Genomic DNA, 21,749 nt, shown 5'->3' on the forward strand with positions numbered 1-21,749 from the left:
AAAGACCGGCGGAGTGTACGCCGGTCCGGGCGCCGCGAGCGTGCAGCGGCGTGGTCGCCGCGCTCAGGCGATGCCGATGCCGGGAATCGCGGAAATCAGCGCCGGATCGAATCCGGCCAGTTCGGCGAAATGGCGCCCGCGCGCCACGTAGTCGCGATACGGACCATAGCTGGGCGCGCCCGGCGACAGCAGGACGACACCCGGCGCGGGCAGATGCGCGCGCGCCTGCACCATCGCGTCCGGCAGGCTTTCCGCCGCCAGCAGGATGAAGCCGCCGGCCGACGCGAGCGGCGCCAGCAAGGCGTGGATGCGGGGCCCGTTGGCGCCCATGGTGACGATGACCCGCGGGGCCTCGTGTTCCATGCGGGCGGCAAACCCATCCCACTCCAGACCGCGGTCATGGCCGCCGACCAGCAGCGCGATCGGTTTGCCGGCGAAGCATTCCAGCGCCGCCAGGCTCGCATGCGGCGTGGTGCTGATCGAGTCGTTGACGTAGGTATAGCCGTCGCGCTCGCCGAGGGTCTGCAGGCGATTGGGCAAGGGCCGGAAATCCCGCGCGGCGTGCGCGATCGCCGCACCATCGATGCCCAGCGCGTCCAGCGCGGTCAGCACCGCGCACAGGTTGCTGCGGTTGTGTCGGCCTGGCACCGGCACCGGGAGGGTGTCCATCACCCGCTGCTCACCGCGATACAGATCGTCGCCGCGCAGATGCCATCCCTGCGGGGTATTGAACCAGTGGATCTCGCTGTTCGGCAACGACAGCGCGGCCAGTTGCGGATCGGCCGCATTGAGCACGGCGACGCGCGGATGCGCGCGGGTGACCAGCGCCAGCTTGTCCTCGACATAGCGCGCCTGGCTGCCATGCCAGTCCAGGTGCTCGGGAAACAGGTTCAACACCACCGCCACGTCCGGGCGCGCGCCGCTGGCGGCCACGTCGCCGGTCTGGTAGCTGGACAGCTCGATGGCCCAGTATTCCGGCGCCGGTTGCGGATCCAGCACTTCCAGCAGGGGCAGGCCGATGTTGCCGGCCAGCGCGGTGCGATGCCCGGCCGCGCGCAGCAGATGCGCCAGCAGCGAAGTGGTGGTGCTCTTGCCCTTGGTGCCGGTCACGCAGAGGGCGTGCGCGGCGATGCCGTCGGCGCCAGCGTGCTCGGCGAACCACAGCGCGGTGCCGCCGATGAAGCGGGTGCCCCGCGCCGCGGCCGCGAGGGCTTCCGGCTTGTTGGGACTGATGCCGGGCGACTTCACCACGATCTCGAACGCGGAGAGCGCATCCGCATCGACCGTGGTGACGATGCGCAATTGCCCATCGCCGAGCGCGGCGGCGTAATCCGCTTCGACCGCGCCGCAGAACAGCGTCAGCGGCAGCGCGGGCAGGCGGGCGCGGATGGCCTCATGGGCCGCACGGCCTTCCCGGCCCCAGCCCCACAGTGCGACCCGACGCCCCTCAAGCTGCGAAATTCGCACGCAGTCGCTCCCACAGCGCGGCGGGAATGCGGTGCTCGTCCCCTACTTCCAGCAGCGGCGCGATCGCCAGTTCGGCCGGATCCAGCTGTGGCCGGATCTCGCGGTTGAAACGGGCCACCAGTGCGTCCTCGCGCCATTCGGGTCGGTCGCCCAGCGCAGCCATCGCGGCGCGCGATTCCTGGCCTTCGCCAACGCATTCGAATGGCTTGTGATCCTGGTATTCCAGCAATGCGTCGAAGCCGCCGATCTGGCCCGGATCATCCAGCAGGTTGCGGCCGAAGATGCCCACCAGGCGCGGCTTGGGCATGAACGGCGCCAATGCCAGGAACACGAAGTGGCATTTCGGGCAGACACCACACCAGCGGTTCACCGGGCGCTCGCCGAGGATGTGGAAATTGCGGTTGCAGCTGGAGAAATGCGCGTCGTAGTGATCGGTGCGGGCGAACTGACGCGCCACCGCCAACTCGGACAGCGGCCGCAGCAGCGAGTAGTAGTGCAGGTCCGCGGCCACATGCCGCTGCACGTAATCGCCCAGCAGTTGCTCGCAGCGCCAGCCCTTGGACCATTGGTGATTCACCTCGCCGGTGCCGGGAATCACGCTGCCGTAGCTGGCCGAACGCTCATTGGAGAACACCACCTGGTCGGCATCCCGCAGCAGCGCCGCCAGCACCATGATCGCCGAATTGATCGCGGTGACCGGGATGTGGCCATTCCAGGCGCCCTGCCGGTTGTACTCGAACAGCTCCGGCGCCAGCGCGCGGCCCAGGTTGTAGGTCGGCAGGCCGGTGCGCGCCGCGCAGGCCGCGATCAGCTGCGAACCTCCCACCCAGGTGACGGTCTGTTCGACGCCCGCGCCGCGCAGCGCCTCGATGCTGACCAGCGAATCCTTGCCGCCGCCGATCGCGACCAGCGCGTGCCGGCGCAGCCCCAGCGATGGCGCCGCCGCATCGGGCTTGGCCTTGCCCACCGGGAAACGCACCCGGCCATGCAGGTCCAGGCCGTTGCGATAGGCGAATTCGCCCAGTCCGTTGACATAGATTTCCTCCATCATCGCCGCGGTATCGGCGTCGATGGCGTAGTCGTCGATGCGGATTTCCGGCGGCACCGCGGCCTTGTAGTAGCTCACGCCGGTCAGCAGGTGCAGCAGGCGCAGCGCCTGTTCCGCGGCCTGCGCGCGCGCGCCGTCCAGGGCGAACGGCGCGCCGGGGAAGGTCACCGTCTCGGTCAGTTCCGGGCCGTCGTCGAAGGCGTAGACCAGACGCGCGACGCCGGTTTCCGGATCGAGGGAACAACGGGCGAACCGGAAACAGCGGATGGAGGAACGATCGAAATTGCTCATGCGGAACCTGTGGTGACGGCGGCCTGCCGGCGCAGATAGCGGCGGCTGACGAAGTATTCGAGGATGAAAGCGGGCACCGCGCCCAGCACGATGGCGAACACGGTGAACAGCAGCATGGTCAGCGGCAGCCAGGACAGGCTGTCCTCCACCGGCGCCGGGCTGGCCGCCCAGATCTGGTCGCCGGCGGAGACGGCGGCGACCCATGCGCCCAGGAGAAACGGGAAAGCCAGGTAGGACAACAGCAGCGTGCGCAGGGTCATGCCACCGGGCGACCAGCGCCGTTGGCGCGCCAGCGCGCGCCGGTGCCAAGCGGTCGTGCCCAACGCCCCCAGCAACGCCGCGAAGAAGGCCGCGGGCGCCCACTTCAATGCCTCCAGCGCTCCGGCCGGCCACTGCGAAACGTTCCACTGGTGGAGCATCGCCACGAAGGCGACGATCGCCAGCGCCAGCGCGATGGCCGCCGTGGTGAGCACGAACTCAGCGCGCGGTTTCATCGCCCGCGGCCTCGTCGAGCACTTCCTCCGCCGGCAGATCGCGGAGGTTGTAGGTGTTGGCCATCGAGAACCCGTACGCGCCCGCATCGGCGAATACCAGCACGTCGCCTTCGGCGGTCGCCGAGGGCAGGCGCCGGCGCTTGCCGAACACGTCGCTGGACTCGCAGATCGGACCGACCACGTCGAAGTTGTCCTCCAGCGTGTCGCCCAGTCGGCTCAGGTTGGCCACGTCGTGCCAGGCGTCGTACAGCGCCGGGCGGATCAGCGCGTTCATGCCGGCGTCCGCGCCCACCCGCCGGATGCCCTGCTTCTCCACCACCTGGGTGACATGGGTCAGCAGCGCGCCGGACTCGGCCACCAGGTAGCGGCCGGGTTCGATGATCAGCTGATAGGCCGGATACGCGGCCTTGATCTCGGCCAGACCGATCGCCCAGGACTCCAGATCGAAGGGCTCGTCCTCGGCCGCGTACGGAATCGGCAGGCCACCGCCGATGTCGATGCTTTCGATGGTGCCGATCTGATCGGCCAATCCGCCCAGTTCGTCGCTGACCTGCTTCCAGTGCAGCGGCGTCTCGACGCCGCTGCCCAGGTGCGCATGCAGGCCGACGATGCGGATGTCGAGCGCGCGCGCGGTGGCGAGGAACTCGTCCAGGCGCGCCAGCGGCAGTCCGAACTTGGAGGTCTTGCCACCGGTCTTGACCTTGTCGTGGTGGCCATCGCCGCGCCCCAGATCGATACGCACCCACAACCGGCGGCCGCGGAAGACTTCCGGCCAGTTCTGCAGCGCCTCGACGTTGTCCAGGGTGACGATGACGCCGCGCGACAGCGCGAACGCGTACTCGCCGCGCGGCGCGAAGCTGGGGGTGAACAGCACGTTCGCCGGCGCCAGCGACGGCACCTCCGCGAACACGCGCTCCAGTTCGCCCTGCGACACGCACTCCAGGCCGAAACCTTCCGCCGCGATCGCGCGCAGCACGGCCGGATGCGAATTGGCCTTGATCGCGTAGAAGCGGCGATCGATGGCGGCGATGCCGGCCAGCGCGCGGGCGCGCGCCCGCACGGTCGGCAGGTGGTAGACATAGCGGGGCGTACCGATCCGGGCGAGCGACAGCAGCCGCTCGCGTTCCTTCGGCGCCTGCCACCACGGTGTGCCGCGGCGGCGGATCGCGCCGTTGATCTCGCGCCAGCTCGGACCGAACACGCTGGTCTCGTCGGTCGGCATCGCGCCGCTGTCGATCAGCGCGGCGTGCAGCACCGGCAGCATGCCGTCGGCGGTGGCCTCGTCGATGACGAAGGTCAGGTTGAGGTCGTTGGACGACTGCGAAATCAGGTGCACGCGTTCACGACCGAACATCGCCCACACGTCCGACAGTTTGTGCAGCAGCGAGCGCATGCCGCGGCCGACCAGGGTGATCGCGGTGCACGGCGCGATCACCTTGACCCGGCAAACTTCCGCCAGATCCGCCGACAGCGCCGCCAGTACGTCGGTGCTGACCAGGTTCTCGCTGGGATCCAGCGACACGGTAACGTTCGTCTCCGACGAACCGATCAGGTCCACCGACAGGCCATGTTTCTTGAAACGGGCGAATACGTCGGCCAGGAAGCCGACCTGCTGCCACATGCCGATGCCTTCCATCGACACCAGCACGATGCCGTTGCGGCGGCTCACCGCCTTCACGCCCGGCACCGTGGCGGCCTTGTCGTCGATGCTCGTGCCGGGCAGATCCGGACGCTCGGTGTCCAGGATCGCCATCGGCACGCCGGCGTTGCGGCATGGCTTGATCGAGCGCGGATGCAGCACCTTGGCGCCGGTGGTCGCGATTTCCTGTGCTTCGTAGTAGTCCAGCCGAGTCAGCAGGCGCGCGTCCTGCACTTCGCGCGGGTTGGCGCTGAACATGCCGGGCACGTCGGTCCAGATTTCCACCCGGCGCGCGCCGAGCAGCGCGCCGAAGTAGGCCGCGGAGGTATCCGAACCACCGCGTCCGAGGATCGCCGTGCCGCCATCACCATGCCGGGCGATGAAGCCCTGGGTCAGCAGCATCGCGCAGTCCTGCGCGGCGAACGCGCGGCGCCAGTCCTGGTCCGGCGCGGTCGCGCAGGACACCGACAAGCGCTGCGCCCACGCGCTCTGGTTGGGCAGGATGCTGGCCTGCAGCCAGTGGCGCGCGTCCATCCAGCCGAAATCCAGTCCCTGCGATTTCAGGTAGGCCGCGCCCAGCGTGGAAGACAACAGCTCGCCCTGCGCCAGCACTTCGGCCTGCCAGTCCAGCGCGCGGGTGGCCGCACGCGGATCGGTCAGCAGATCCCTCAGCGCCGCCAGGCGGACACCCAACACCACCTCGGCGTCCAGTTCCAGTTCGACGGCGAATTCGCGGTGGCGCTGTTCCAGCTTCGCGACACGCTCGGCGCTGTCGACCGCACCATCGGCGATCGCGGTCAGTTCATTGGTGACGCCGGATAGCGCCGACACCACCACCAGCACGCGCGCGCCCCGCTCGTCCGCCCGTTTTTTTGCCAACCGGCCAATCGTGTCCCAACGATGACGACGGGACACCGAGGTGCCACCGAACTTGAGGACGATCCAGGGATCAGGCGCGATAGGGGCGGAGGGCATGGATAGAATGGCGGGGAAATGCCCGAAACATTCGGGCGTGAACCCTCGATTCTAGCCGAACGCCCCGCCGAATTTGGCCCGGACCGGCACCGACGGACAACGATCCATGCGCCCTCGCCGCTACCTGCAGCTCGACGTCTTCGCCGACCGTCCCGGCGCCGGCAATCCGCTGGGCGTGGTGCTGGACGCGGCCGACCTGGATGCCGCCGCGATGCAGGCCTTCGCGGCCTGGACCCGATTGTCCGAAACCATCTTCTTCCTGCCGCCCACCTCGGCCGGGGCGGACTACCGCATCCGCATCTTCACCCCGCGCCAGGAACTGCCCTTCGCCGGCCATCCCAGCATCGGCGCGGCGTGGGCGGCGCTGGAGACCGGACTGGCGCCGGACACCGGCGCGCTGGTGCAGGAATGCGCGGCCGGCCTGCTGCCGGTGCGGGTGGAAGGTCGCGGCGCGGACCGACTGCTGCGACTGCGCGCGCCCGACGCCGTGCCACAACCGGTGCCGGAGGGCACACGGGATCTGTTGTCCCACGTGCTCGCTCCGCTCCCGCGGGGCCCGATGCCCGCCGCGCTCTGGAACAACGGCCCTCGATGGTGGCTGGTGGAACTGGAGAACGCCGCCGCGGTCCGGGCCCTGGCGCCCGATCTGGCCGCCATCGCCTCCCTGACCCGCGCGACCGACGCGATCGGGCTGGCGGTGTTCGGCCTGGCGGATGCCGCGGCGGATCACGCGATCGCGGTGCGCGCGTTCTGCCCGGCCGACGACATTCCCGAAGACCCGGTCACCGGAAGCGCCAACGCCGCCATCGGCGCGGCCTTGCTCGCCGCCGGCCGTTTCCCCGGCCGGGAAGGTCGCTACATGGCCAGCCAGGGACGCGAACTGGGCCGCGACGGCCGGGTCACGGTCGAGGCCGATGAGGCAGGCGCCATCTGGATCGGTGGCCGCGTCCAGGCGGTCATCGCCGGCAGCGCGACTTGGTAAGCTGCGCGCCCCCACCGAGATTCCCCCGATGACCCTCCGCCGCTACGTCCAGTTGGACGTTTTTGCCGATCGTCCCGGCGCCGGCAATCCGCTCGCCGTGGTCCTGGATGCCGAAGGACTCGACGACGACGCCATGCAGGCGATCGCCCGCTGGACCCGTCTGCCGGAAACCACCTTCGTGTTCCCCGCGCCTTCGGCGGAGGCCAGTTACGGCCTGCGCATCTTCAGTCCGCGCCGCGAAGTGCCGTTCGCCGGCCATCCCAGCGTCGGCACCGCCCATGTCGTGCTGGAAGCCGGCCTGGCGTCGCCGCGCGACGGCCTGCTGGTGCAGGAGGGCATCGCCGGCCGTCTGCCGCTGCGGGTGGACGGCGCAGGCGCCGCGCGCAACATCGCCGTGCGCACCCCCCGCGCCCGCGTGTTGCGGATTGGCGAACCGGAAGCCGATGCCGCGCTCGCCGCGGCCCTGTCCGGCCTGCCGGCGGGCGGGTTGCCTCCCGCACTGGTCGATGGTGGCCGGCGCTGGTGGCTGGCGGAAATCCGCGATGAGCAGACCCTGCGCGCGGCGACACCCGACTGGAACACCATCGCGGCGCTGGCCAAGGCCACCGACAGCATGGGCGTCTGCGCGTTCGCGCGGGCCGCCGCGGGCCATCCCTACGATCTGGTGGTGCGTGCCTTCGTCGGTGCGCCCGCCGTGTTCGAGGACGCCGCATCGGGCGCCGCCAACGCCACCCTGGCCGCCTGGCTGGCCGAACGCGGCGCGCTGCCCGGCGGTCGCAACCGCTATACCGTCAGCCAGGGCCGCGAAGTCGGCCACGACGCGCGGCTGCAACTGCACATCGATGCCAACGGCGACGTCTGGTCGGGCGGGCACGTGCGCACCGTGGTGAGCGGCACGCTGGACTGGTAGGCCGGGGCAACCGCTCCGGCCATCCGCCCGGGCCAGACCCGATGTGGCCCGCGCCAGCGCGAGCCATGGTGCGCTCAGCGCGATTCGTAGACCGGCTTGCCGTCCACCCAGGTCGAACGGATGTGCAGATCATCCAATTGCGCGGAAGGCACCGCCAGCGGATCTTCGTCCAGGATCACGAAATCGGCGTGCAGGCCGGGGGCCAGTTGCCCGACTTCCTTTTCGTCGCGTCCCGCCCAGGCCGCATCGGCGGTGAATCCGCGCACCGCCTCGGCGGCGCTGAGCCGCTGATCCGGCTGCCATCCACCCGGCGGCTGGCCATCGCGATCCTGGCGGGTGACCGCCGCGTACAGGCCCAGGCGCGGATCCACCGACTCCACCGGGAAGTCCGAACCCAGCGCCAGACGCGCGCCACTGTGCAGGAAACGCTGCCACGCGTATGCGCCGAGAATCCGCTGCGGCCCCACGCGATCCTCCGCCCAGGGCATGTCGGAAGTGGCGTGGGTGGGTTGCATCGAAGCGATCACGCCCAGCTTGGCGAAGCGCGGAATGTCCTCCAGCGCCACGATCTGCGAATGCTCGATCCGCCAGCGATGATCGGAACCGGCCTTGTCGCCCAGCACCTTCGCATAGGTGTCCAGCACAATCCGGTTGCCGCGATCGCCGATCGCGTGGGTCGCCACCTGCACGCCGCAGCCCAGGGCCTTGCGCACGGATGTCTCATAGGTGGCGGGATCGGTGACCAGCAAGCCGTGGTTGCCATGATCATCGCTGTAGTCTTCCAGCATGGCCGCGCCGCGGCTGCCCAGCGCGCCATCGATGTACAGCTTCACGCCGCGCATCCCCAGGCGTCCGCCGGAGTGGCGATAGAGACCGTTCGCGCACAGATCCGCCAGCGCGTTGCCATCGCCGTCCGCATACGCGTCCACGCGCAGCGGCAGGCGCCCGGCATCGGCGAAGCGCTTGAACAGCGCCAGGTCTTCGCGCGATACGCCCATGTCGTGCACACCGGTCAGGCCGTGCCGCACCGCGGCCTCGAAGGCCTTGGCGGCGGCCTGCTCGCGGGTTGCATCGTCGGCGGGCGGCACCACGTCGTGGACCAGTCCCATCGCGCCATCGACGAACACGCCCGCAGGCTTGCCGTCCGCGCGTTCGATGCGTCCCCCCGCCGGCTGCCAGTCCCCGTCCAGAGGCTTCCCGGATTTGGCTGCCACCGCGCGCAGCGCGGCCGAATTCGCCCAGCCGGCATGGCCGTCCACCCGCTCCAGCCAGACCGGCCGATCGGGGAAGGCGGCGTCCAGATCCGCGGCGGTGGGAAACACCTTCTCCGGCCAATCGTTCTGATCCCAGCCGCCGCCGAGCAGCCACGCACCCGCCGGCAATTGACCGGCGTAGGCGCGCAGGCGCTCCAGGATCTCCTGCTTGCTGCGGGTGCCGGTCAGATCCGCGCGCATCAGCGCGAAACCCAGGCCCATCAGGTGCCCATGCGCGTCGATGAGTCCGGGAATCACGGTCTTGCCGGACGCATCGATGCGCGCGGCCTGCGGGTACTTCGCCAGCAGTGCGGCGGCCTCGCCCAGTTCGAGCAGCCTGCCATCTTCGTCCCAGGCCATCGCCCGCACCCGTGGCCGCTGCGGATCGGAGGTATGAATGCGATCGGCGGTCAGGACGGTGACCTCACCCGCCAGAGTCACTCCCGATACCGCACCCAACACCATCGCCAGCAAAGTCCTGCGCATCCCCTGCTCCCGTGTGAATGAACCGGGCGACTATGCGTTCGAAGGCGGGCGCATTCAAGCGCCGGAAAACAAAAAGGGGCCCCGAAGGCCCCTTTTTGCGCCGCGTTCGGCTTACTCCGGTCGCACATCCACCCGCACGCGGATCCGGTCGCCGGGGTGATAACTGGTGCGCGTGTGGTAGGTCCGATTGGCGTACTCGTAGGTCACGTCATAACCGGTGACGCGACCATCGCCGTCGTAGCCGTCATGACCGTTGTAGCCGCCGTTGACCGGCTGGGGATCGCAGACCCGCACGGTGCCGCGCCGGACCTGGCGGTTGCGCTGGGTGTTGTCGTAGATGGAACGGCCCGCCATGCCGCCGACCATCGATCCCACCGCGGTGCCCACGTAGCGGCCGCTGCCGTCGCCGATCTTGCTGCCGAGCACGGCGCCGGCGATACCGCCGATCACGGTGGCGACCGTCCGCCCGGTGTCGGTGCCGCGATAGCGGTCGTCGCCGTAGCGATCGCCATCACGGTCGTCCCGATAGCGATCGTCACCGTAGTAGCCATCGTCGGAAACGTACTGATCGTCCGCGTCCCGGTAATAGCAGCGCTGCGCGGTGCTGACCGAACGGCCGCCGTAGCGATCGCCCTCGATGATGGGGTCCACCCGGATCACCCGCGCATAGTCGTAGTCACCGCCGGAATAGCGATCGCCGCTGGAATAGGTCTGCGCCGACGCGGCGCCGGAGGCCAGCAGGCCGAAGGCAAGCAGAGAGGTGGACAGGCGGTTCATGGCGGGCTCCCCACGCCGGGATGGCGTGCGACGCATCGTCGAGTCGGACGGGTGAAAACAGACTGAACTCAAACGGCTCAGGCCGGCGCATTAAGCCATTCGACAGCTTGCCTGGCCACCCGCTGCGCGCCGCTTCCCAGCAACGGCGCCAGATGGCCGCCGGCGACCTCGACGCAGGTCGCCCCGGACTGCCCCGCCAGGCGGCGCACCGCCTGTGCGGGCACATCATCGTCGTCGCGCGAGGCGACGAACAGGGCCGGGCATCGGAGCGCCTCGATCGCGATGCCGGCCTGGGCCGCACGCAGCACCGCGCCGGATTCGTCACGCCAACGCCGCAGTGCGTACAGGACCGACGCCGCATCCGCCTCGGGCATCGCGCGGCGGGTGGAACTCAGGCGCGCGCCGCTGCGCCAGCGCACCCGGTCCGGCCAGTTCCGCGTCGGCAACTCCCGATGCCATGGCGCCGGCAACAATGGATTGATCACGACCAGCGCATCGGCGTCACCGGCGGTCTGCAACGCAAGCAGACCACCCAGGCTTGCGCCCGCCAGCACGCGCGGGCGTGGCAGCGCCCGCAGCCATGCCTCGACCTGGCCGCGGTAGTCATCCCATTCCGTCGCCTCGATACCCGCGGATACCGGCTGCAGGTCCGGCGCATGAACCTGTATGCCATGCGCGCGCCAGACCCCGCACCAGCGATTCCACTCCCAGCCGCCTCCGCCGCCGCCATGCAGGAACAACGCGCTCCAGGCGGGCGCGTTCCACTCAGGCAAGCAGGGTCGCTTCCAGCGAGACCGGCACCGACAGCGCGCGCGAGATCAGGCAACCCGCCTTGGCCTGATGAGCGATCTCGTCGAACTGCGTGGCTTCGATGCCCGGCACCCGTGCCGACACGATCAACTTTATGCCGGTAATCGTCGGCCCCGGATCCATTCCCGGCTCCATCGTCGCCTCCGCCCGCGTCTGGATGATGTCCGGAGTGAAACCGGCCTTTCCCAGCACCGCCGACAGCGCCATGCTGAAGCAGCCGGCATGCGCCGCCGCCAGCAGTTCCTCCGGGTTGGTGCCTTTCTCGTCGCCGAAGCGGGTCTTGAACGAATAGTTCTGGGCATCGAACAGGCCGCTCTGCGGTGTGCTGATGTTGCCCTTGCCGGCCTGCAGGTCGCCCTTCCACACCGCGTCCGCGTAACGTTTCAAAGCCATGGCTGTCGCTCCTCGTCCAGGGGAACGGCAGCTTACACCGCGGCATGTGTAGCGCTGGTTGCGCGTTGCGACTTGACCCCGCCGCCAGCGCGGCCGATGCTGGCTTCCCGCCATGACCGCCCGCCGAGCGCACGCTCACGGGTCGCGCCGGCCCGGACAGCCATGACGGCCCTTCGACCCTCATTCACGGGAGGAACGGCCTCATGTCCTACAGCACACCCCAAATCCGCAACGTGGCCCTGGCAGGCCACCCCGGCGCCGGCAAAACAACGCTCTTCGAAGCCCTGCTGCATGCCGGCGGCACCCTCCAGGCGGCAGGCAGCATCGAACGCGGCACCACCGTGTCCGATCACGATCCAATCGAAAAGACCCGCGGTCATTCCATCGATACCGCCATTGCCAGCACCGATCACCTGGCCGCGTCCGGCGAACGCATCCATCTCAACCTCATCGACACGCCCGGCTACCCGGAATTCCGCGGTCCGGCGCTGTCGGCGCTGTCAGCGGTGGAGACCGCGCTGATCGTGGTCGATGCCGATACGGGGGTGGCCCACGGTACCCGCCGGCTGATGGAGCGCGCCCGCCAGCGCAACCTGTGCCGCGCCATCGTCGTGAACAAGATCGACCATGACGGCGCAAACTGCGCACGCGTGCTGGACGACCTGCGCGAATCGTTCGGCGCGGAGGTATTGCCGCTCAACCTGCCGGCCGAGGGTGGTCGCCGGGTGGTGGACTGCTTCGGCCAGGCGCAGGGCGATTCCGATCTGGGTCCGGTGGCCGAGTGGCACCAGAAGATCATCGACCAGGTGGTGGAGATCAACGAAACCGTGATGGAGCACTTCCTGGAGGTCGGCGAAGATGGCCTGTCCGGCCCGGAACTGCACGACGCCTTCGAGCAGTGCCTGCGCGAGGGCCATCTGGTGCCGGTCTGCTTCGTCTCCGCGCGCACCGGCACCGGCGTCGCCGAACTGCTGGACGTGGCCGAGCGGCTGTTCCCGCATCCGGGCGAAGGCAATCCGCCGCCGTTCCAGCGCACCAACGGCGCAGGCACCGAAGCGGTACAGGCGCGCCCGGATCCGCAGGCGCACGTCATCGCCGACGTGTTCAAGATCGTCAACGACCCCTTCGTCGGAAAACTGGGCATCTTCCGGGTCTATCAGGGCACGGTGAAGAAGGAGGGCGCGCTGTTCGTCGACGACGGCAAGAAGGCATTCAAGGTCGCGCACCTGTTCAAGCTCAAGGGCAAGGATCACGCCGAGATCGAGCAGGCGGTCCCCGGCGACATCGCCGCCATTCCCAAGATCGAGGATCTGCACTTCGACGCCATATTGCACGACAGCCACGACGAGGATCACATCCACCTGGCGCCGGTGGATTTCCCCCGGCCGATGTTCGGTCTGGCCATCGAGGCTGCCAGCAAGGGCCAGGAGCAGAAGCTGTCCACCGCGCTGCAGAAGCTGGCCGAGGAGGACCCCGCGTTCGTGGTCGAGCACACGGCCGAGCTCAACGAGACCGTCATACGTGGCCTGTCCGATCTGCACCTGCGGGTGATGCTGGAGCGGCTCAAGGATCGCCATGGCGTCGAGGTGAAGACCCGGCCTCCGCGCATCGCTTACCGCGAAACCATTTCCGCGCGAGCGGACGGGCATCATCGGCACAAGAAGCAGACCGGCGGCGCGGGCCAGTTCGGCGAGGTGTCGCTGCGGGTGGAACCGCTGCCGCGTGGCCAGGGTTTCGAGTTCGTCGACGAGGTCAAGGGCGGCACCATCCCGGGCCAGTTCATGCCCGCGGTGGAAAAGGGCGTGCGCCAGGTCCTCGCCAGCGGCGCGGTGGCCGGCTATCCCCTGCAGGACCTGCGCGTGGTGATCCTGGACGGCAAGCATCATCCGGTGGACAGCAAGGAAGTCGCCTTCGTGGCCGCCGGCAAGAAAGCCTTCCTGGACGCCATCGGCAAGGCGCGGCCGCAGGTGCTGGAACCGGTGGTGGATCTGGAGGTCGCCGCGCCGGAGGCCCAGGTCGGCGACATCACCGGCGGCCTGTCCAGCAAGCGAGCGCGGATCAACGGCACCGATACGGTGCGCGGGGAAATCCTCGTCCGGGCGCAGGTGCCGCTGTCCGAGCTGGACGGTTACGCGGCGGAACTGAAGTCCGTCACCGCCGGCCGTGGCCGCTACAGCCTGGATTTCAGCCACTACGAGCCGGTGCCGACCAACGTGCAGCAGAAGCTGGTCGACGCCTACAAGCCGAAACCCGAGGACGACTGAGACCAAAGGATGACTTGGACCGGAGGGCGGATCGCACTCACCGATCCGCCCCGGCGTCATCGCCGCATCTCGGCTCCACCGTCGCTCCATGACCGGTTTTGCGGCGGTTTTTCCGCCCCGGATCGCGCCATCCGCCGGAAACCGCAAAAAAAAAGCGCTATTTGGCGTCTTGCTACTTGTGCGACGCGAATTCTTTGTCCTACATTGCGCCTGCCGACGCGGTCGGCCCGATTACCCACCTACAGACTGTAAAAACAGGACACTTATGGCAAAGAGCACCAAGAAGGCAGCGCCGAAAAAGGCCGCCAAGAAAGCCGCACCGAAGGCCGCCGCCAAGCCGGCAGCCCCGAAGCCGATCAAGGAAGCGCTGAGCAAGTCCGGCCTGGTCGCCCACATCGCTGAAGCCACCGCCGTGGCCGCGAAGGACGTGCGCGCCGTGCTGGCTTCGCTGGAAAGCGCTGTCCACGCCTCCATCAGCAAGAAGGGCGCTGGCTCCTTCACCCTGCCGGGCCTGCTGAAGATCAGCGCCATCAACGTGCCGGCCAAGCCGAAGCGTAAGGGCATCAACCCGTTCACCAAGGAAGAGCAGTGGTTCGCCGCCAAGCCCGCCTCGGTGAAGGTGAAGGTGCGTCCGCTCAAGAAGCTGAAGGACGCTGCGGCCTGATCCAGGCGCGACACCTCGCATCGAAAAAAGGGACGGCCCAGGCCGTCCCTTTTTTTGTCCGTCGCCATCCTCCCGGCATTGGCGCGGTCACGGACGGGCCCGCTCCGGCCCTGCCATCGGTCACGCTTGTGCCTTCACTTGTACGCCCCCATCCCCATTCCATCCCTCCCGTGCAACCAAGGATTCCCGCGCATGAAGATTCAAGGCTTCCTGGAACAACTGCTCAAATCCCAGACCGGCGGCAGCCTGCTCAATGCCGACTTCGGCAAGGGAGCGGTCGCGGGAGGCGCGCTCGGCCTGCTGCTCGGCAAGAACCGCAAGACCCGCAAGCTCGCCACCTACGGTGGCCTGGCCGCCATTGGCGTGATGGCGTACCAGGCGTATCGTGATCACCAGCAGCAGACCGCGGCCACCGTCAGCGAACCTCGCACCGTCGATCGCCTGCCGCCGCCCCAGGCCGAGCACCACAGCCAGGCCATCCTCCAGGCGCTCATCGCCGCCGCCAAGGCCGACGGACACGTCGACGAGCGCGAGCGCGATGTGATCGAAGGCGAATTCCGCCGCCTCGGCGATGACGCCGATCTGCAGCGCTGGCTGCAGGCGGAGTTGCAGAAACCGCTGGATCCGGCCGAGGTCGCGCGGGCTGGGGACAGCCCGGAGGTCGCATCGGAGATGTACCTGGCCAGCCTCATGGTGGTCGACGAGCAGAACTTCATGGAACGCGCCTACCTGGACGAACTGGCGCGGCAACTCAAACTCGATACGGATCTGAAGACCCGCCTGGAGCGCCAACTGGCGGAACAGACCGCGCGCGGCTGACATGCCGGACGCGTCCGCGCCACGTACCCGTCGCGTCCTGGGCACGCTGGCGATGACGGCATTGCAGGCCTGGCTGGCGGCATGGTCATGGCGGCAGCCGTTCCTGCTGCCGCTGCGGACCTTGTGGGAGTTGTCGCGACTGCCCGCCGCGGCCGCGATGCCGGTACCCGTGCGGGGCGTCGCCGCGCGCGACATCGCGGCCACCTTCGGCGCCCCGCGCGGCATCGATCGGCAACACGCCGGCGTGGACATCTTCGCGCGCCGGGGAACGCCGGTGCGCAGCAGTACGCGCGGCGTGATTACCTCGATACGTGACAACGGTCTGGGCGGCCGCCAGGTATGGGTGCTAGGACCGGGCCTGGAACGCTATTACTACGCGCATCTGGACGATTGGGCTCCGGGCCTGGGCAGCGGCGACGTGGTTGCTGCGGGGACGCCCCTGGGCACGGTGGGCAGCACCGGCAACGCGAAGGGCACGCCGCCGCACCTGCATTTCGGCATCTATGCCCGGATCCCCTGCCCAGGCTGCGCGCGGGAGCGGCATCGGGGGGACCCTGAATCAGCGGCCGGCGGAACACTCCATCGCGGCAGCAACCCTCGTGCGGGCCCGGGAGCAGGCCTATCTTGCCCGTGTCCCCGCCGCTTCCCCATCGCCATGGCCAACCGTTCCCAACGCTACCGCATCACCGTCACGCCCGTGGAGGCGGACGGCCTGCCCTGCACCCGCCGGTGCACCATCGAATTCGAACATCACTGCCACGATGACTGGATGCGCGTGCTCGAGAACGTGCAGCGCCTGCGCGGCTTCACCGGCGACGAACGCACCGCGCTGGTGATCGGCGCCAAGCTGCTGAGCGGCCTGATGGCCGATCATCGCAAGGATCAGGACGACCTGTTCGCACCGCTGCGTCCGCATGTCGATGCGTTTCTCCAGGGCCTGGAACAGCGCACCCTGGGATGACCGCGTGCCACCGCGCCCGGTTAGCCCACGGACAGAATCCACGCGCTATCGTGCGATGGTTCCCCTTTCCCGGAAACGGCCCCCGCATGACCGCACGCTACCGTCCATTGGCATCGACCGTACTGCTCGGCCTGCTGTTGCTGCTGGCCGGCTGCGGCACCATGAACGCGGTCAGCGGTTTCTTCGGTGATCAGATCAGCTTCACCGAGCTACAGCTGCAACGCCGGCTTGATCGCAGCTTCCCGCGTGAATTCGACAAGCTGGGCGGGCTGGTGTCGGCCACCCTCAGCCATCCCCGCCTCACCCTGGCCGAGGGCGACGATCGCCTGCGCCTGGATTTCGACATAGGCGTCAGTGCAATCGGCGCTGGCAATGTCGCCAATGGACGTTTCGCCGTCGCCAGCCGGCTGCGTTACGACCCTGCCACCCAGGGCTTGCATCTGGACAATCCCGAAGTGCTGACCGTGGATCTCCCCGGATCCGGCAGCGTGATGCGCGGCGATACCCGCGAACTCATCAATACCGTGCTGGCCGAATACGCGCGCCAGGAACCCCTCTACCGCATCGACAGCGACGTGCTGGATCGCCTGCCACGCGGCAAGCGCATCGGTGCGACCCTCGTCGAACATGGAAAAATCGTGGTGAAACTGGATGGACACTGATACCCGCACCCTCCGCCGACTGCGGCGCTCCCGCCGCCTGCTGGCCGCGGCCCTGGCCGCCAGCGCGGCCACCCTCCCCTTCTCCGCCCGGATCGCGCATGCGGATCCGCCGGCGGCCATTGCCGCCGACACGCTGACCCTCACCCCCGCGCAGTTGCAGAGCGCCGCGGAGCCGGCGTTTCCGCGCAAGGAAGCCTGGCTCGGCGGACTGGCGCGCCTGATCCTCAGCCGTCCGGTGATCGCCATTCCGGTGGGCGGTAATCGCATCCAGATGGATCTCGACTATGACGCTTCACTGGCCGGCAGCGGCAGCCGGCAGGGCCGCTTCCGGGTTGCCAGCGGTCTGCGCTACGACCCCGCGACCCACGGCCTGCACCTGGAGCGTCCGGAACTGCTGGATCTCCAGGACGGCGGGCAGAACAAGCCGATGGACACGCAGACCCGCGAGATGGTCAACACCCTGCTGGAGCAGTACGCGCAGGACGAACCCATTTACCGCCTGGATGCCGAGGCGCTCGCCCAGATCCCCGGCACCCTTTCGGCCGACGCCGTCCGCATCCAGGATGGACAGGTCCACCTGCGCCTGGGTCAATGAAAACGCGAAGCGGCGGATTCGCCCGCCGCTTCGTGATGCCCCGCATCCGGGATCACCGATCTTCTCCCGAGGCTACAGGTCGAAGCGATAGCTCAGCTTGACCAGCAACTGCTCGTCGTCACGTAGATCGAAGGCGTCGCCCAGCAAACCGCCGGCGCTGTCGCCGAACCGGTTGTTCTCGCGCCCGCCGCGGCCATAGACGACGTAGAGGTACGACAGCGGTGCCAGCTCGTAGCGGTAGCGGATCTGGAACCCCAGATTGCTCAGGCTGAAATCGTTGATCTCGTCGTCGCTGCGCAAGGCGTCACCGCCGACCATCACCCGGTAGGCCTGGCGGGCGCGGGCGTCAAGCGCGATCGACTGCAGCTTGACCCGCAGTTCCTGCCGGTCGCTGATGGTCCAGTTGAGCCCGGCATTCACGTGCCACTCGCGGCCCTCGAAGCTGCCGATCAGGTTGTCACGCTGCCAGACCAGCCAGTCCGGCGTGCGATCGGCATAGAAGCCGCCGTACAGGCTGAAAGCATCGTTGATGAAGTAGGTGGCCTGGTATTCGAAGGCGTAGCCGATCTCGTCGTTGCCGGCGAGGCCGCCGCTCACCAGATCCGCGTAGACGTCGTGCGCCCAGTGACCCTTGCGCGGCCGCTCGTACTCGTAGTGCGCATTGAACCGGGCCGGCACGTTCACCGAACCATGACCACGGGTCAGCAGATCCTCGACGCCCGAGGTGTTGATGTTGATCTGGGCGTATTCGCTGGCGCCGTTGCGCAATTGTCCCTGCCGGCTCATCCGGAACTGGTTGTTGAGCCGTTCGCCATGGTTGTTGTAGACCGAGCTCACCCGCCAGCGCCACTCCTTGGAGGAATAGCGCGAGTTTTCCGGCTGCTCGGCGAAGCGTCGCTTCACCTCCCAGTGCAGGTAGTTCATGCTGTTGCGAGACAGGTAGCCGGCATCGTTGATCTGCAGGTCGTTGCCGAAATGCATGGCGATCCACTGCTGGCGCCAGCCATGATCCATCTCGTAGTCGGCCCAGACCGTGGCGCCAAGATCGCGCGTGGTGTCGCCACGCTCGTCAATCTGGCTGCCGAACACACGGGTGCGCACGTTCCAGCGCGCGGTCGGGCGCCAGTTGTGATCGATGCCGAACACGGTCGCCTCGCGATCGAAGTACGGGCGATCGACGCGGGTCATCATCATGCCCAGGTTCTGATTGCTGAAATCGCGCACCAGCCGCAGCGCGTAGAACGAGCGCCCCACCTCATCGGCCTCGTCGGCGGCGAACACGCCATACTTGGTCTGGCCGAACGATCCGTTGAGCTTGATCGCGGCGGTGATATCGCCGGCGCCACGTCCGTCATCGGCCGGCCCGCCGACCCGGCGGGTATAGAGCAACTGGCTGAAATCCGACGGCGTGGTGTATTCGAACAGCCCCTGGTTCTCGGTGAAGAACGGTCGCTTGTCGCTGATGAAGGTTTCGGTCGCGCTGAAATTGACGACCAGATCATCGCTTTCCACCTGGCCGAAATCGGGATTCAGCGTGGCGGTCATCTGGAACTGGCCGTTCGGCTTCCAGAACAGATCGACGCCGCCGTCGAAATCGCTGTCGCCGCGGATGTTGTCGTACAGGCCCGACACATACGGGGTGATCGCCAGCAACGACTGGCTGTACTGCGGCACTTCGATCGGGGTGAATTCGGACAGGAAGCGCGGGCGCTCGAAACTGGCGACCGGCCAGGCCACACGCTCGCCGGTGGAGCCGACCACGCGATCCAGGTAGATCTTCATCCGCCGCGTGTCGCCGTCCCCCTTGCGCATCGGCGCGATGTACCAGGGGATCAGCATTTCCGCCGACCAGCCGTCGGCATCCTCGCTGACCGCGTGCTTCCAGTTGCCGTCCCAGTCGTCGTTGAATTCGAATTCGTTGGTGATCACGGCATCGGCGATGCCATCGGTCGACGAAATCGTGAAGTTGTAGCCGGTGCGACCGTCACCATCGAAATCGATCATCAGGTTGACCCGATCCACCTGATCCTCGAAATCCCGCTGCACACGCTGGCGGGTACGGCTGGAGGCGGACTGGACGTTGCGGAAGGCGATGGCCAGGCCGTCGGGGGTGGCCAGCACCCAGGCCTCGGTCGGATGGGTGGCCGGCGTGCCGGTCAGCGGCTGCACCTTGCGGAAGTCGGTGATGTGGCGTGCGCCCTGCCATTCGGCCGGATCGATGCGGCCGTCCACATCGATGGCCATGGCCGGCGCGGACAGCGCCATCAGGATTGAGAGGCTGAGGATTGCCGCGCGCATGTCGAAGGGTTCCATCGGGCCCATGCCCGTTGGGTGCCACCCTAGCGGTCCGCCGCGCCGTCACCGACTGGCGTTGGTCATGTCAACCATTTGGCCGCCGCCTGCATCCCGATGACAGGCGGCGGCACTGTAGTGGCCGTTACGATTTCGGCTGCAGCATCGTGCCGGTGCATTTCTTGCTGCCGCAGCGGCAGGCCCAGACCTTCTTCAGGCGGGCGGTGTGCGGCTCGGCCAGGACGATGCCGTAATTGTAGGTCAGCTCCTCGCCGGGCTTGATGTCGCGGATGGCCTCGATGAACACCTTGTCCTTCTTGCGGTTTTTGCCGTCGTGCTCCTCGATGACCGCCTCGCAGTTGGGGTCGCAGCTGTGGTTGATCCAGCGTGCCTTGTTGCCCTTGTGGTTGGCATCGATGACGTATTCGTCGTTGAGGGTGAACAGGAAGGTATGGCCGGATTCCACGTCGCCACTGTCATCCTCGTCCACTTCGTCGTGGCTGCGCCGCTTGCCCTTGTACTCGACGACGCGCTCGCCTTTCTTGAGCGTCGCGATGGCGAAAACACCATTGCCATGAATGTCGGACTGGCGGGCTTCAATCTTGCGGGGCATGCGGGTTCCGGTGGACGGCGGGAACACGGATTCTCGCTCAGACGGCCCGGGATCCCAAGCATTCCCTGTTCCGGCCGGCGCCGCATGGTCACCGGCGGCCGCTCGTTCCGTTCCCGCCGCTGGCGCATGAACCCCGGATTTACCCGCGTGTCCGGTCAAGCGGGAACCGCGCGTTAAACCGCCTGCTCATCGCAAACCACCCTGAAACCACCACCGAGCCGCCGCCATGTCCAACCCCGCGTCCCCTATGCTCTTGCCGTTCTGTCTGCTGTCTTCGCTGTTGCTCCTGGGAGGCTGCCAGGCCAGCGCCAGCAAGCCGGCGACGACCACTCCCCCTTCGCCCGCCACCGTGGCCGCAACGGAAACCACCGATGCAACCGCGCGGGGCGAATACCTGATCCGGGTCGCCGGCTGCAACGACTGCCATACCGCCGGCTATGCCGAGCGCCAGGGCGAGGTGCCGACCGCGCAGTGGCTGACCGGCTCGCCGCTGGGCTACCACGGCCCCTGGGGCACCACCTACGCCAGCAACCTGCGCCTGCGGATGCAGGAAATGACCGAAGCCCAGTGGCTGGCCTACAGCGGCAATCTGCGCACCCGTCCCATCATGCCGGACTTCACCCTGCGGGCCATGAGCGAGACCGACCGGCGCGCCATCTACCAGTTCGTGCGCTCGCTGGGTCCGGCGGGCGAAGCCGCGCCGGCCTATCTGCCGCCCGGCCAGACCCCGCCCGCGCCCTATTTCTCCCTGGTCCTCCCGGAGACGCAGGCGCAGGGTGCTCCGGACGCGCCCGCCGCCGGTGACGCCCCGGCACGAAACTGAACAAGCTCATGCTTGGCGCGGCGCGGGGGTAAAGCGTACAATTTCGGTACGTTTTTAATCCCCGCCTCGCCATGCTCCGCGTCACCAAGCTCACCGATTACGCCACCGTGGTGCTGACCGTGCTCACCGCACGGCCGGGCGAGATCCTCAGCGCCACCGATCTGGCCGATCATTCCGGCCTGGAGCCCCCCACCGTCAGCAAGGTGCTCAAGCCCTTGGCCCAGGCCGGTCTGGTCGAGGGCCTGCGTGGCGTGCATGGCGGCTACCGGTTGAGCCGGGCCGCCGCCGACATCAGCCTGATCGAGGTCGTCGAGGCCATGGAAGGGCCGCTGGCGATGACCGAATGCAGCCAGGCCGACAGCCACTGCGGCATCGCCCACCAGTGCGGCGCACGCGCCAACTGGCGTCTCATCAACGACGTGGTCGCCGACGCCCTGCGCGGCGTGACCCTGGCGCAGATGCTCCATCCCCCCGCTTCCCCCGACGATGCCCCGCGGCGCTCCATCGCCGTGCGCGTCGCCAGCAGTTGAG

General features: G+C 68.2%; 20 protein-coding genes and 1 pseudogene. 11 read left to right on the forward strand and 10 right to left on the reverse strand.

What is annotated here, in order from left to right:
* Positions 1 to 63: 63 nt before the first annotated feature.
* Genes murD through AC3DEZ_RS06560 form a run of 4 tightly spaced genes read right to left on the reverse strand, consistent with a single transcriptional unit; the run spans position 64 to position 5,914 of the window.
* Positions 64 to 1,467: a UDP-N-acetylmuramoyl-L-alanine--D-glutamate ligase gene (gene murD, locus AC3DEZ_RS06545; RefSeq protein WP_488387489.1), complete on the reverse strand. Its 1,404-nt coding sequence runs from the start codon at positions 1,465 to 1,467 to the stop codon at positions 64 to 66.
* On the reverse strand, positions 1,448 to 2,806 hold the full coding sequence (gene murL / locus AC3DEZ_RS06550) for a UDP-N-acetyl-alpha-D-muramoyl-L-alanyl-L-glutamate epimerase (RefSeq protein ID WP_488387490.1): 1,359 nt from the start codon (positions 2,804 to 2,806) through the stop codon (positions 1,448 to 1,450). Before murL ends, murD begins: the two co-directional genes overlap by 20 nt.
* Entirely contained in the window at positions 2,803 to 3,300 is a 498-nt protein-coding gene (locus AC3DEZ_RS06555) for a hypothetical protein (RefSeq protein WP_488387491.1), read from the reverse strand. The genes murL and AC3DEZ_RS06555 overlap by 4 nt, the downstream gene beginning before the upstream one ends.
* On the reverse strand, positions 3,284 to 5,914 hold the full coding sequence (locus AC3DEZ_RS06560) for a bifunctional aspartate kinase/diaminopimelate decarboxylase (RefSeq protein ID WP_488387492.1): 2,631 nt from the start codon (positions 5,912 to 5,914) through the stop codon (positions 3,284 to 3,286). The genes AC3DEZ_RS06555 and AC3DEZ_RS06560 overlap by 17 nt, the downstream gene beginning before the upstream one ends.
* Before the next feature lie 106 nt (positions 5,915 to 6,020).
* Between AC3DEZ_RS06560 and AC3DEZ_RS06565 the strand changes: the two genes are divergently transcribed.
* Entirely contained in the window at positions 6,021 to 6,896 is an 876-nt protein-coding gene (locus tag AC3DEZ_RS06565; RefSeq protein WP_488387493.1) for a PhzF family phenazine biosynthesis protein, read from the forward strand.
* A gap of 28 nt (positions 6,897 to 6,924) precedes the next feature.
* Entirely contained in the window at positions 6,925 to 7,806 is an 882-nt protein-coding gene (locus tag AC3DEZ_RS06570; RefSeq protein ID WP_488387494.1) for a PhzF family phenazine biosynthesis protein, read from the forward strand.
* 74 nt (positions 7,807 to 7,880) lie between these two features.
* Here the strand turns inward: AC3DEZ_RS06570 and AC3DEZ_RS06575 are convergent, their stop codons facing one another.
* The 4 genes from AC3DEZ_RS06575 to AC3DEZ_RS06590 form a co-directional block, all read right to left on the reverse strand.
* The gene (locus AC3DEZ_RS06575) at positions 7,881 to 9,545 is read right to left on the reverse strand and encodes an amidohydrolase (RefSeq protein WP_488387495.1); all 1,665 of its coding nucleotides are present in this window, start codon (positions 9,543 to 9,545) and stop codon (positions 7,881 to 7,883) included.
* Positions 9,546 to 9,656: 111 nt separating this feature from the next.
* Positions 9,657 to 10,322 carry a glycine zipper 2TM domain-containing protein gene (locus AC3DEZ_RS06580; RefSeq protein ID WP_488387496.1) on the reverse strand — a complete coding sequence of 222 codons (666 nt, stop codon included), beginning with the start codon at positions 10,320 to 10,322 and terminating at the stop codon, positions 9,657 to 9,659.
* A gap of 77 nt (positions 10,323 to 10,399) precedes the next feature.
* Positions 10,400 to 11,095: an alpha/beta fold hydrolase gene (locus tag AC3DEZ_RS06585; protein ID WP_488387497.1), complete on the reverse strand. Its 696-nt coding sequence runs from the start codon at positions 11,093 to 11,095 to the stop codon at positions 10,400 to 10,402.
* Complete coding sequence (locus AC3DEZ_RS06590; protein WP_488387498.1) at positions 11,088 to 11,525, reverse strand: OsmC family protein; 438 nt, start codon at positions 11,523 to 11,525, stop codon at positions 11,088 to 11,090. Before AC3DEZ_RS06590 ends, AC3DEZ_RS06585 begins: the two co-directional genes overlap by 8 nt.
* A gap of 203 nt (positions 11,526 to 11,728) precedes the next feature.
* Between AC3DEZ_RS06590 and fusA the strand changes: the two genes are divergently transcribed.
* From fusA to AC3DEZ_RS06625, 7 genes and pseudogenes are all read left to right on the forward strand, one after another.
* On the forward strand, positions 11,729 to 13,789 hold the full coding sequence (fusA, locus tag AC3DEZ_RS06595; RefSeq protein ID WP_488387499.1) for an elongation factor G: 2,061 nt from the start codon (positions 11,729 to 11,731) through the stop codon (positions 13,787 to 13,789).
* A gap of 265 nt (positions 13,790 to 14,054) precedes the next feature.
* Positions 14,055 to 14,453, forward strand: coding sequence for an HU family DNA-binding protein (locus AC3DEZ_RS06600; protein ID WP_141453719.1), 399 nt, complete (start codon positions 14,055 to 14,057; stop codon positions 14,451 to 14,453).
* 192 nt (positions 14,454 to 14,645) lie between these two features.
* Positions 14,646 to 15,272 carry a tellurite resistance TerB family protein gene (locus AC3DEZ_RS06605; RefSeq protein WP_488387500.1) on the forward strand — a complete coding sequence of 209 codons (627 nt, stop codon included), beginning with the start codon at positions 14,646 to 14,648 and terminating at the stop codon, positions 15,270 to 15,272.
* Position 15,273: 1 nt separating this feature from the next.
* A pseudogene (locus AC3DEZ_RS06610) lies at positions 15,274 to 15,783 on the forward strand (M23 family metallopeptidase); the annotation flags it as partial.
* The gene (locus AC3DEZ_RS06615; RefSeq protein ID WP_488387575.1) at positions 15,772 to 16,233 is read left to right on the forward strand and encodes a DUF3861 domain-containing protein; all 462 of its coding nucleotides are present in this window, start codon (positions 15,772 to 15,774) and stop codon (positions 16,231 to 16,233) included. The pseudogene AC3DEZ_RS06610 and the gene AC3DEZ_RS06615, both read left to right, overlap by 12 nt.
* 86 nt (positions 16,234 to 16,319) lie before the next feature.
* Positions 16,320 to 16,895 carry a DUF1439 domain-containing protein gene (locus tag AC3DEZ_RS06620; RefSeq protein ID WP_488387501.1) on the forward strand — a complete coding sequence of 192 codons (576 nt, stop codon included), beginning with the start codon at positions 16,320 to 16,322 and terminating at the stop codon, positions 16,893 to 16,895.
* On the forward strand, positions 16,885 to 17,490 hold the full coding sequence (locus AC3DEZ_RS06625; RefSeq protein WP_488387502.1) for a DUF1439 domain-containing protein: 606 nt from the start codon (positions 16,885 to 16,887) through the stop codon (positions 17,488 to 17,490). The genes AC3DEZ_RS06620 and AC3DEZ_RS06625 overlap by 11 nt, the downstream gene beginning before the upstream one ends.
* 72 nt (positions 17,491 to 17,562) lie before the next feature.
* Here AC3DEZ_RS06625 and AC3DEZ_RS06630 read toward each other — a convergent pair whose 3' ends face one another.
* The gene (locus AC3DEZ_RS06630; RefSeq protein WP_488387503.1) at positions 17,563 to 19,788 is read right to left on the reverse strand and encodes a DUF5916 domain-containing protein; all 2,226 of its coding nucleotides are present in this window, start codon (positions 19,786 to 19,788) and stop codon (positions 17,563 to 17,565) included.
* Positions 19,789 to 19,927: 139 nt separating this feature from the next.
* A complete protein-coding gene (locus tag AC3DEZ_RS06635) occupies positions 19,928 to 20,395 on the reverse strand; it encodes an SET domain-containing protein (protein WP_447104981.1) in 468 nt (155 codons plus the stop codon).
* Positions 20,396 to 20,621: 226 nt separating this feature from the next.
* Here AC3DEZ_RS06635 and AC3DEZ_RS06640 point away from each other — a divergent pair, with 226 nt between their 5' ends.
* Positions 20,622 to 21,218, forward strand: coding sequence for a hypothetical protein (locus AC3DEZ_RS06640; RefSeq protein ID WP_488387504.1), 597 nt, complete (start codon positions 20,622 to 20,624; stop codon positions 21,216 to 21,218).
* Positions 21,219 to 21,289: 71 nt separating this feature from the next.
* Complete coding sequence (locus AC3DEZ_RS06645; protein WP_488387505.1) at positions 21,290 to 21,748, forward strand: SUF system Fe-S cluster assembly regulator; 459 nt, start codon at positions 21,290 to 21,292, stop codon at positions 21,746 to 21,748.
* Position 21,749: the final 1 nt, after the last annotated feature.

The organism is Pseudoxanthomonas sp. 134C1 (assembly GCF_057773065.1).

What these genes read in the sequence shown, in the direction of transcription:
- AC3DEZ_RS06555 (WP_488387491.1), bottom strand. Translation starts at nt 3,300, where the DNA reads ATGAAACCGCGCGCTGAGTTCGTGCTCACCACGGCGGCCATCGCGCTG.
- AC3DEZ_RS06625 (WP_488387502.1), top strand. Translation starts at nt 16,885, where the DNA reads ATGGACACTGATACCCGCACCCTCCGCCGACTGCGGCGCTCCCGCCGC.
- murL (WP_488387490.1), bottom strand. Translation starts at nt 2,806, where the DNA reads ATGAGCAATTTCGATCGTTCCTCCATCCGCTGTTTCCGGTTCGCCCGT.
- AC3DEZ_RS06580 (WP_488387496.1), bottom strand. Translation starts at nt 10,322, where the DNA reads ATGAACCGCCTGTCCACCTCTCTGCTTGCCTTCGGCCTGCTGGCCTCC.
- AC3DEZ_RS06600 (WP_141453719.1), top strand. Translation starts at nt 14,055, where the DNA reads ATGGCAAAGAGCACCAAGAAGGCAGCGCCGAAAAAGGCCGCCAAGAAA.
- AC3DEZ_RS06645 (WP_488387505.1), top strand. Translation starts at nt 21,290, where the DNA reads ATGCTCCGCGTCACCAAGCTCACCGATTACGCCACCGTGGTGCTGACC.
- AC3DEZ_RS06605 (WP_488387500.1), top strand. Translation starts at nt 14,646, where the DNA reads ATGAAGATTCAAGGCTTCCTGGAACAACTGCTCAAATCCCAGACCGGC.
- AC3DEZ_RS06575 (WP_488387495.1), bottom strand. Translation starts at nt 9,545, where the DNA reads ATGCGCAGGACTTTGCTGGCGATGGTGTTGGGTGCGGTATCGGGAGTG.
- AC3DEZ_RS06635 (WP_447104981.1), bottom strand. Translation starts at nt 20,395, where the DNA reads ATGCCCCGCAAGATTGAAGCCCGCCAGTCCGACATTCATGGCAATGGT.
- AC3DEZ_RS06590 (WP_488387498.1), bottom strand. Translation starts at nt 11,525, where the DNA reads ATGGCTTTGAAACGTTACGCGGACGCGGTGTGGAAGGGCGACCTGCAG.
- AC3DEZ_RS06560 (WP_488387492.1), bottom strand. Translation starts at nt 5,914, where the DNA reads ATGCCCTCCGCCCCTATCGCGCCTGATCCCTGGATCGTCCTCAAGTTC.
- AC3DEZ_RS06640 (WP_488387504.1), top strand. Translation starts at nt 20,622, where the DNA reads ATGTCCAACCCCGCGTCCCCTATGCTCTTGCCGTTCTGTCTGCTGTCT.
- AC3DEZ_RS06620 (WP_488387501.1), top strand. Translation starts at nt 16,320, where the DNA reads ATGACCGCACGCTACCGTCCATTGGCATCGACCGTACTGCTCGGCCTG.
- AC3DEZ_RS06565 (WP_488387493.1), top strand. Translation starts at nt 6,021, where the DNA reads ATGCGCCCTCGCCGCTACCTGCAGCTCGACGTCTTCGCCGACCGTCCC.
- AC3DEZ_RS06630 (WP_488387503.1), bottom strand. Translation starts at nt 19,788, where the DNA reads ATGCGCGCGGCAATCCTCAGCCTCTCAATCCTGATGGCGCTGTCCGCG.
- fusA (WP_488387499.1), top strand. Translation starts at nt 11,729, where the DNA reads ATGTCCTACAGCACACCCCAAATCCGCAACGTGGCCCTGGCAGGCCAC.
- AC3DEZ_RS06570 (WP_488387494.1), top strand. Translation starts at nt 6,925, where the DNA reads ATGACCCTCCGCCGCTACGTCCAGTTGGACGTTTTTGCCGATCGTCCC.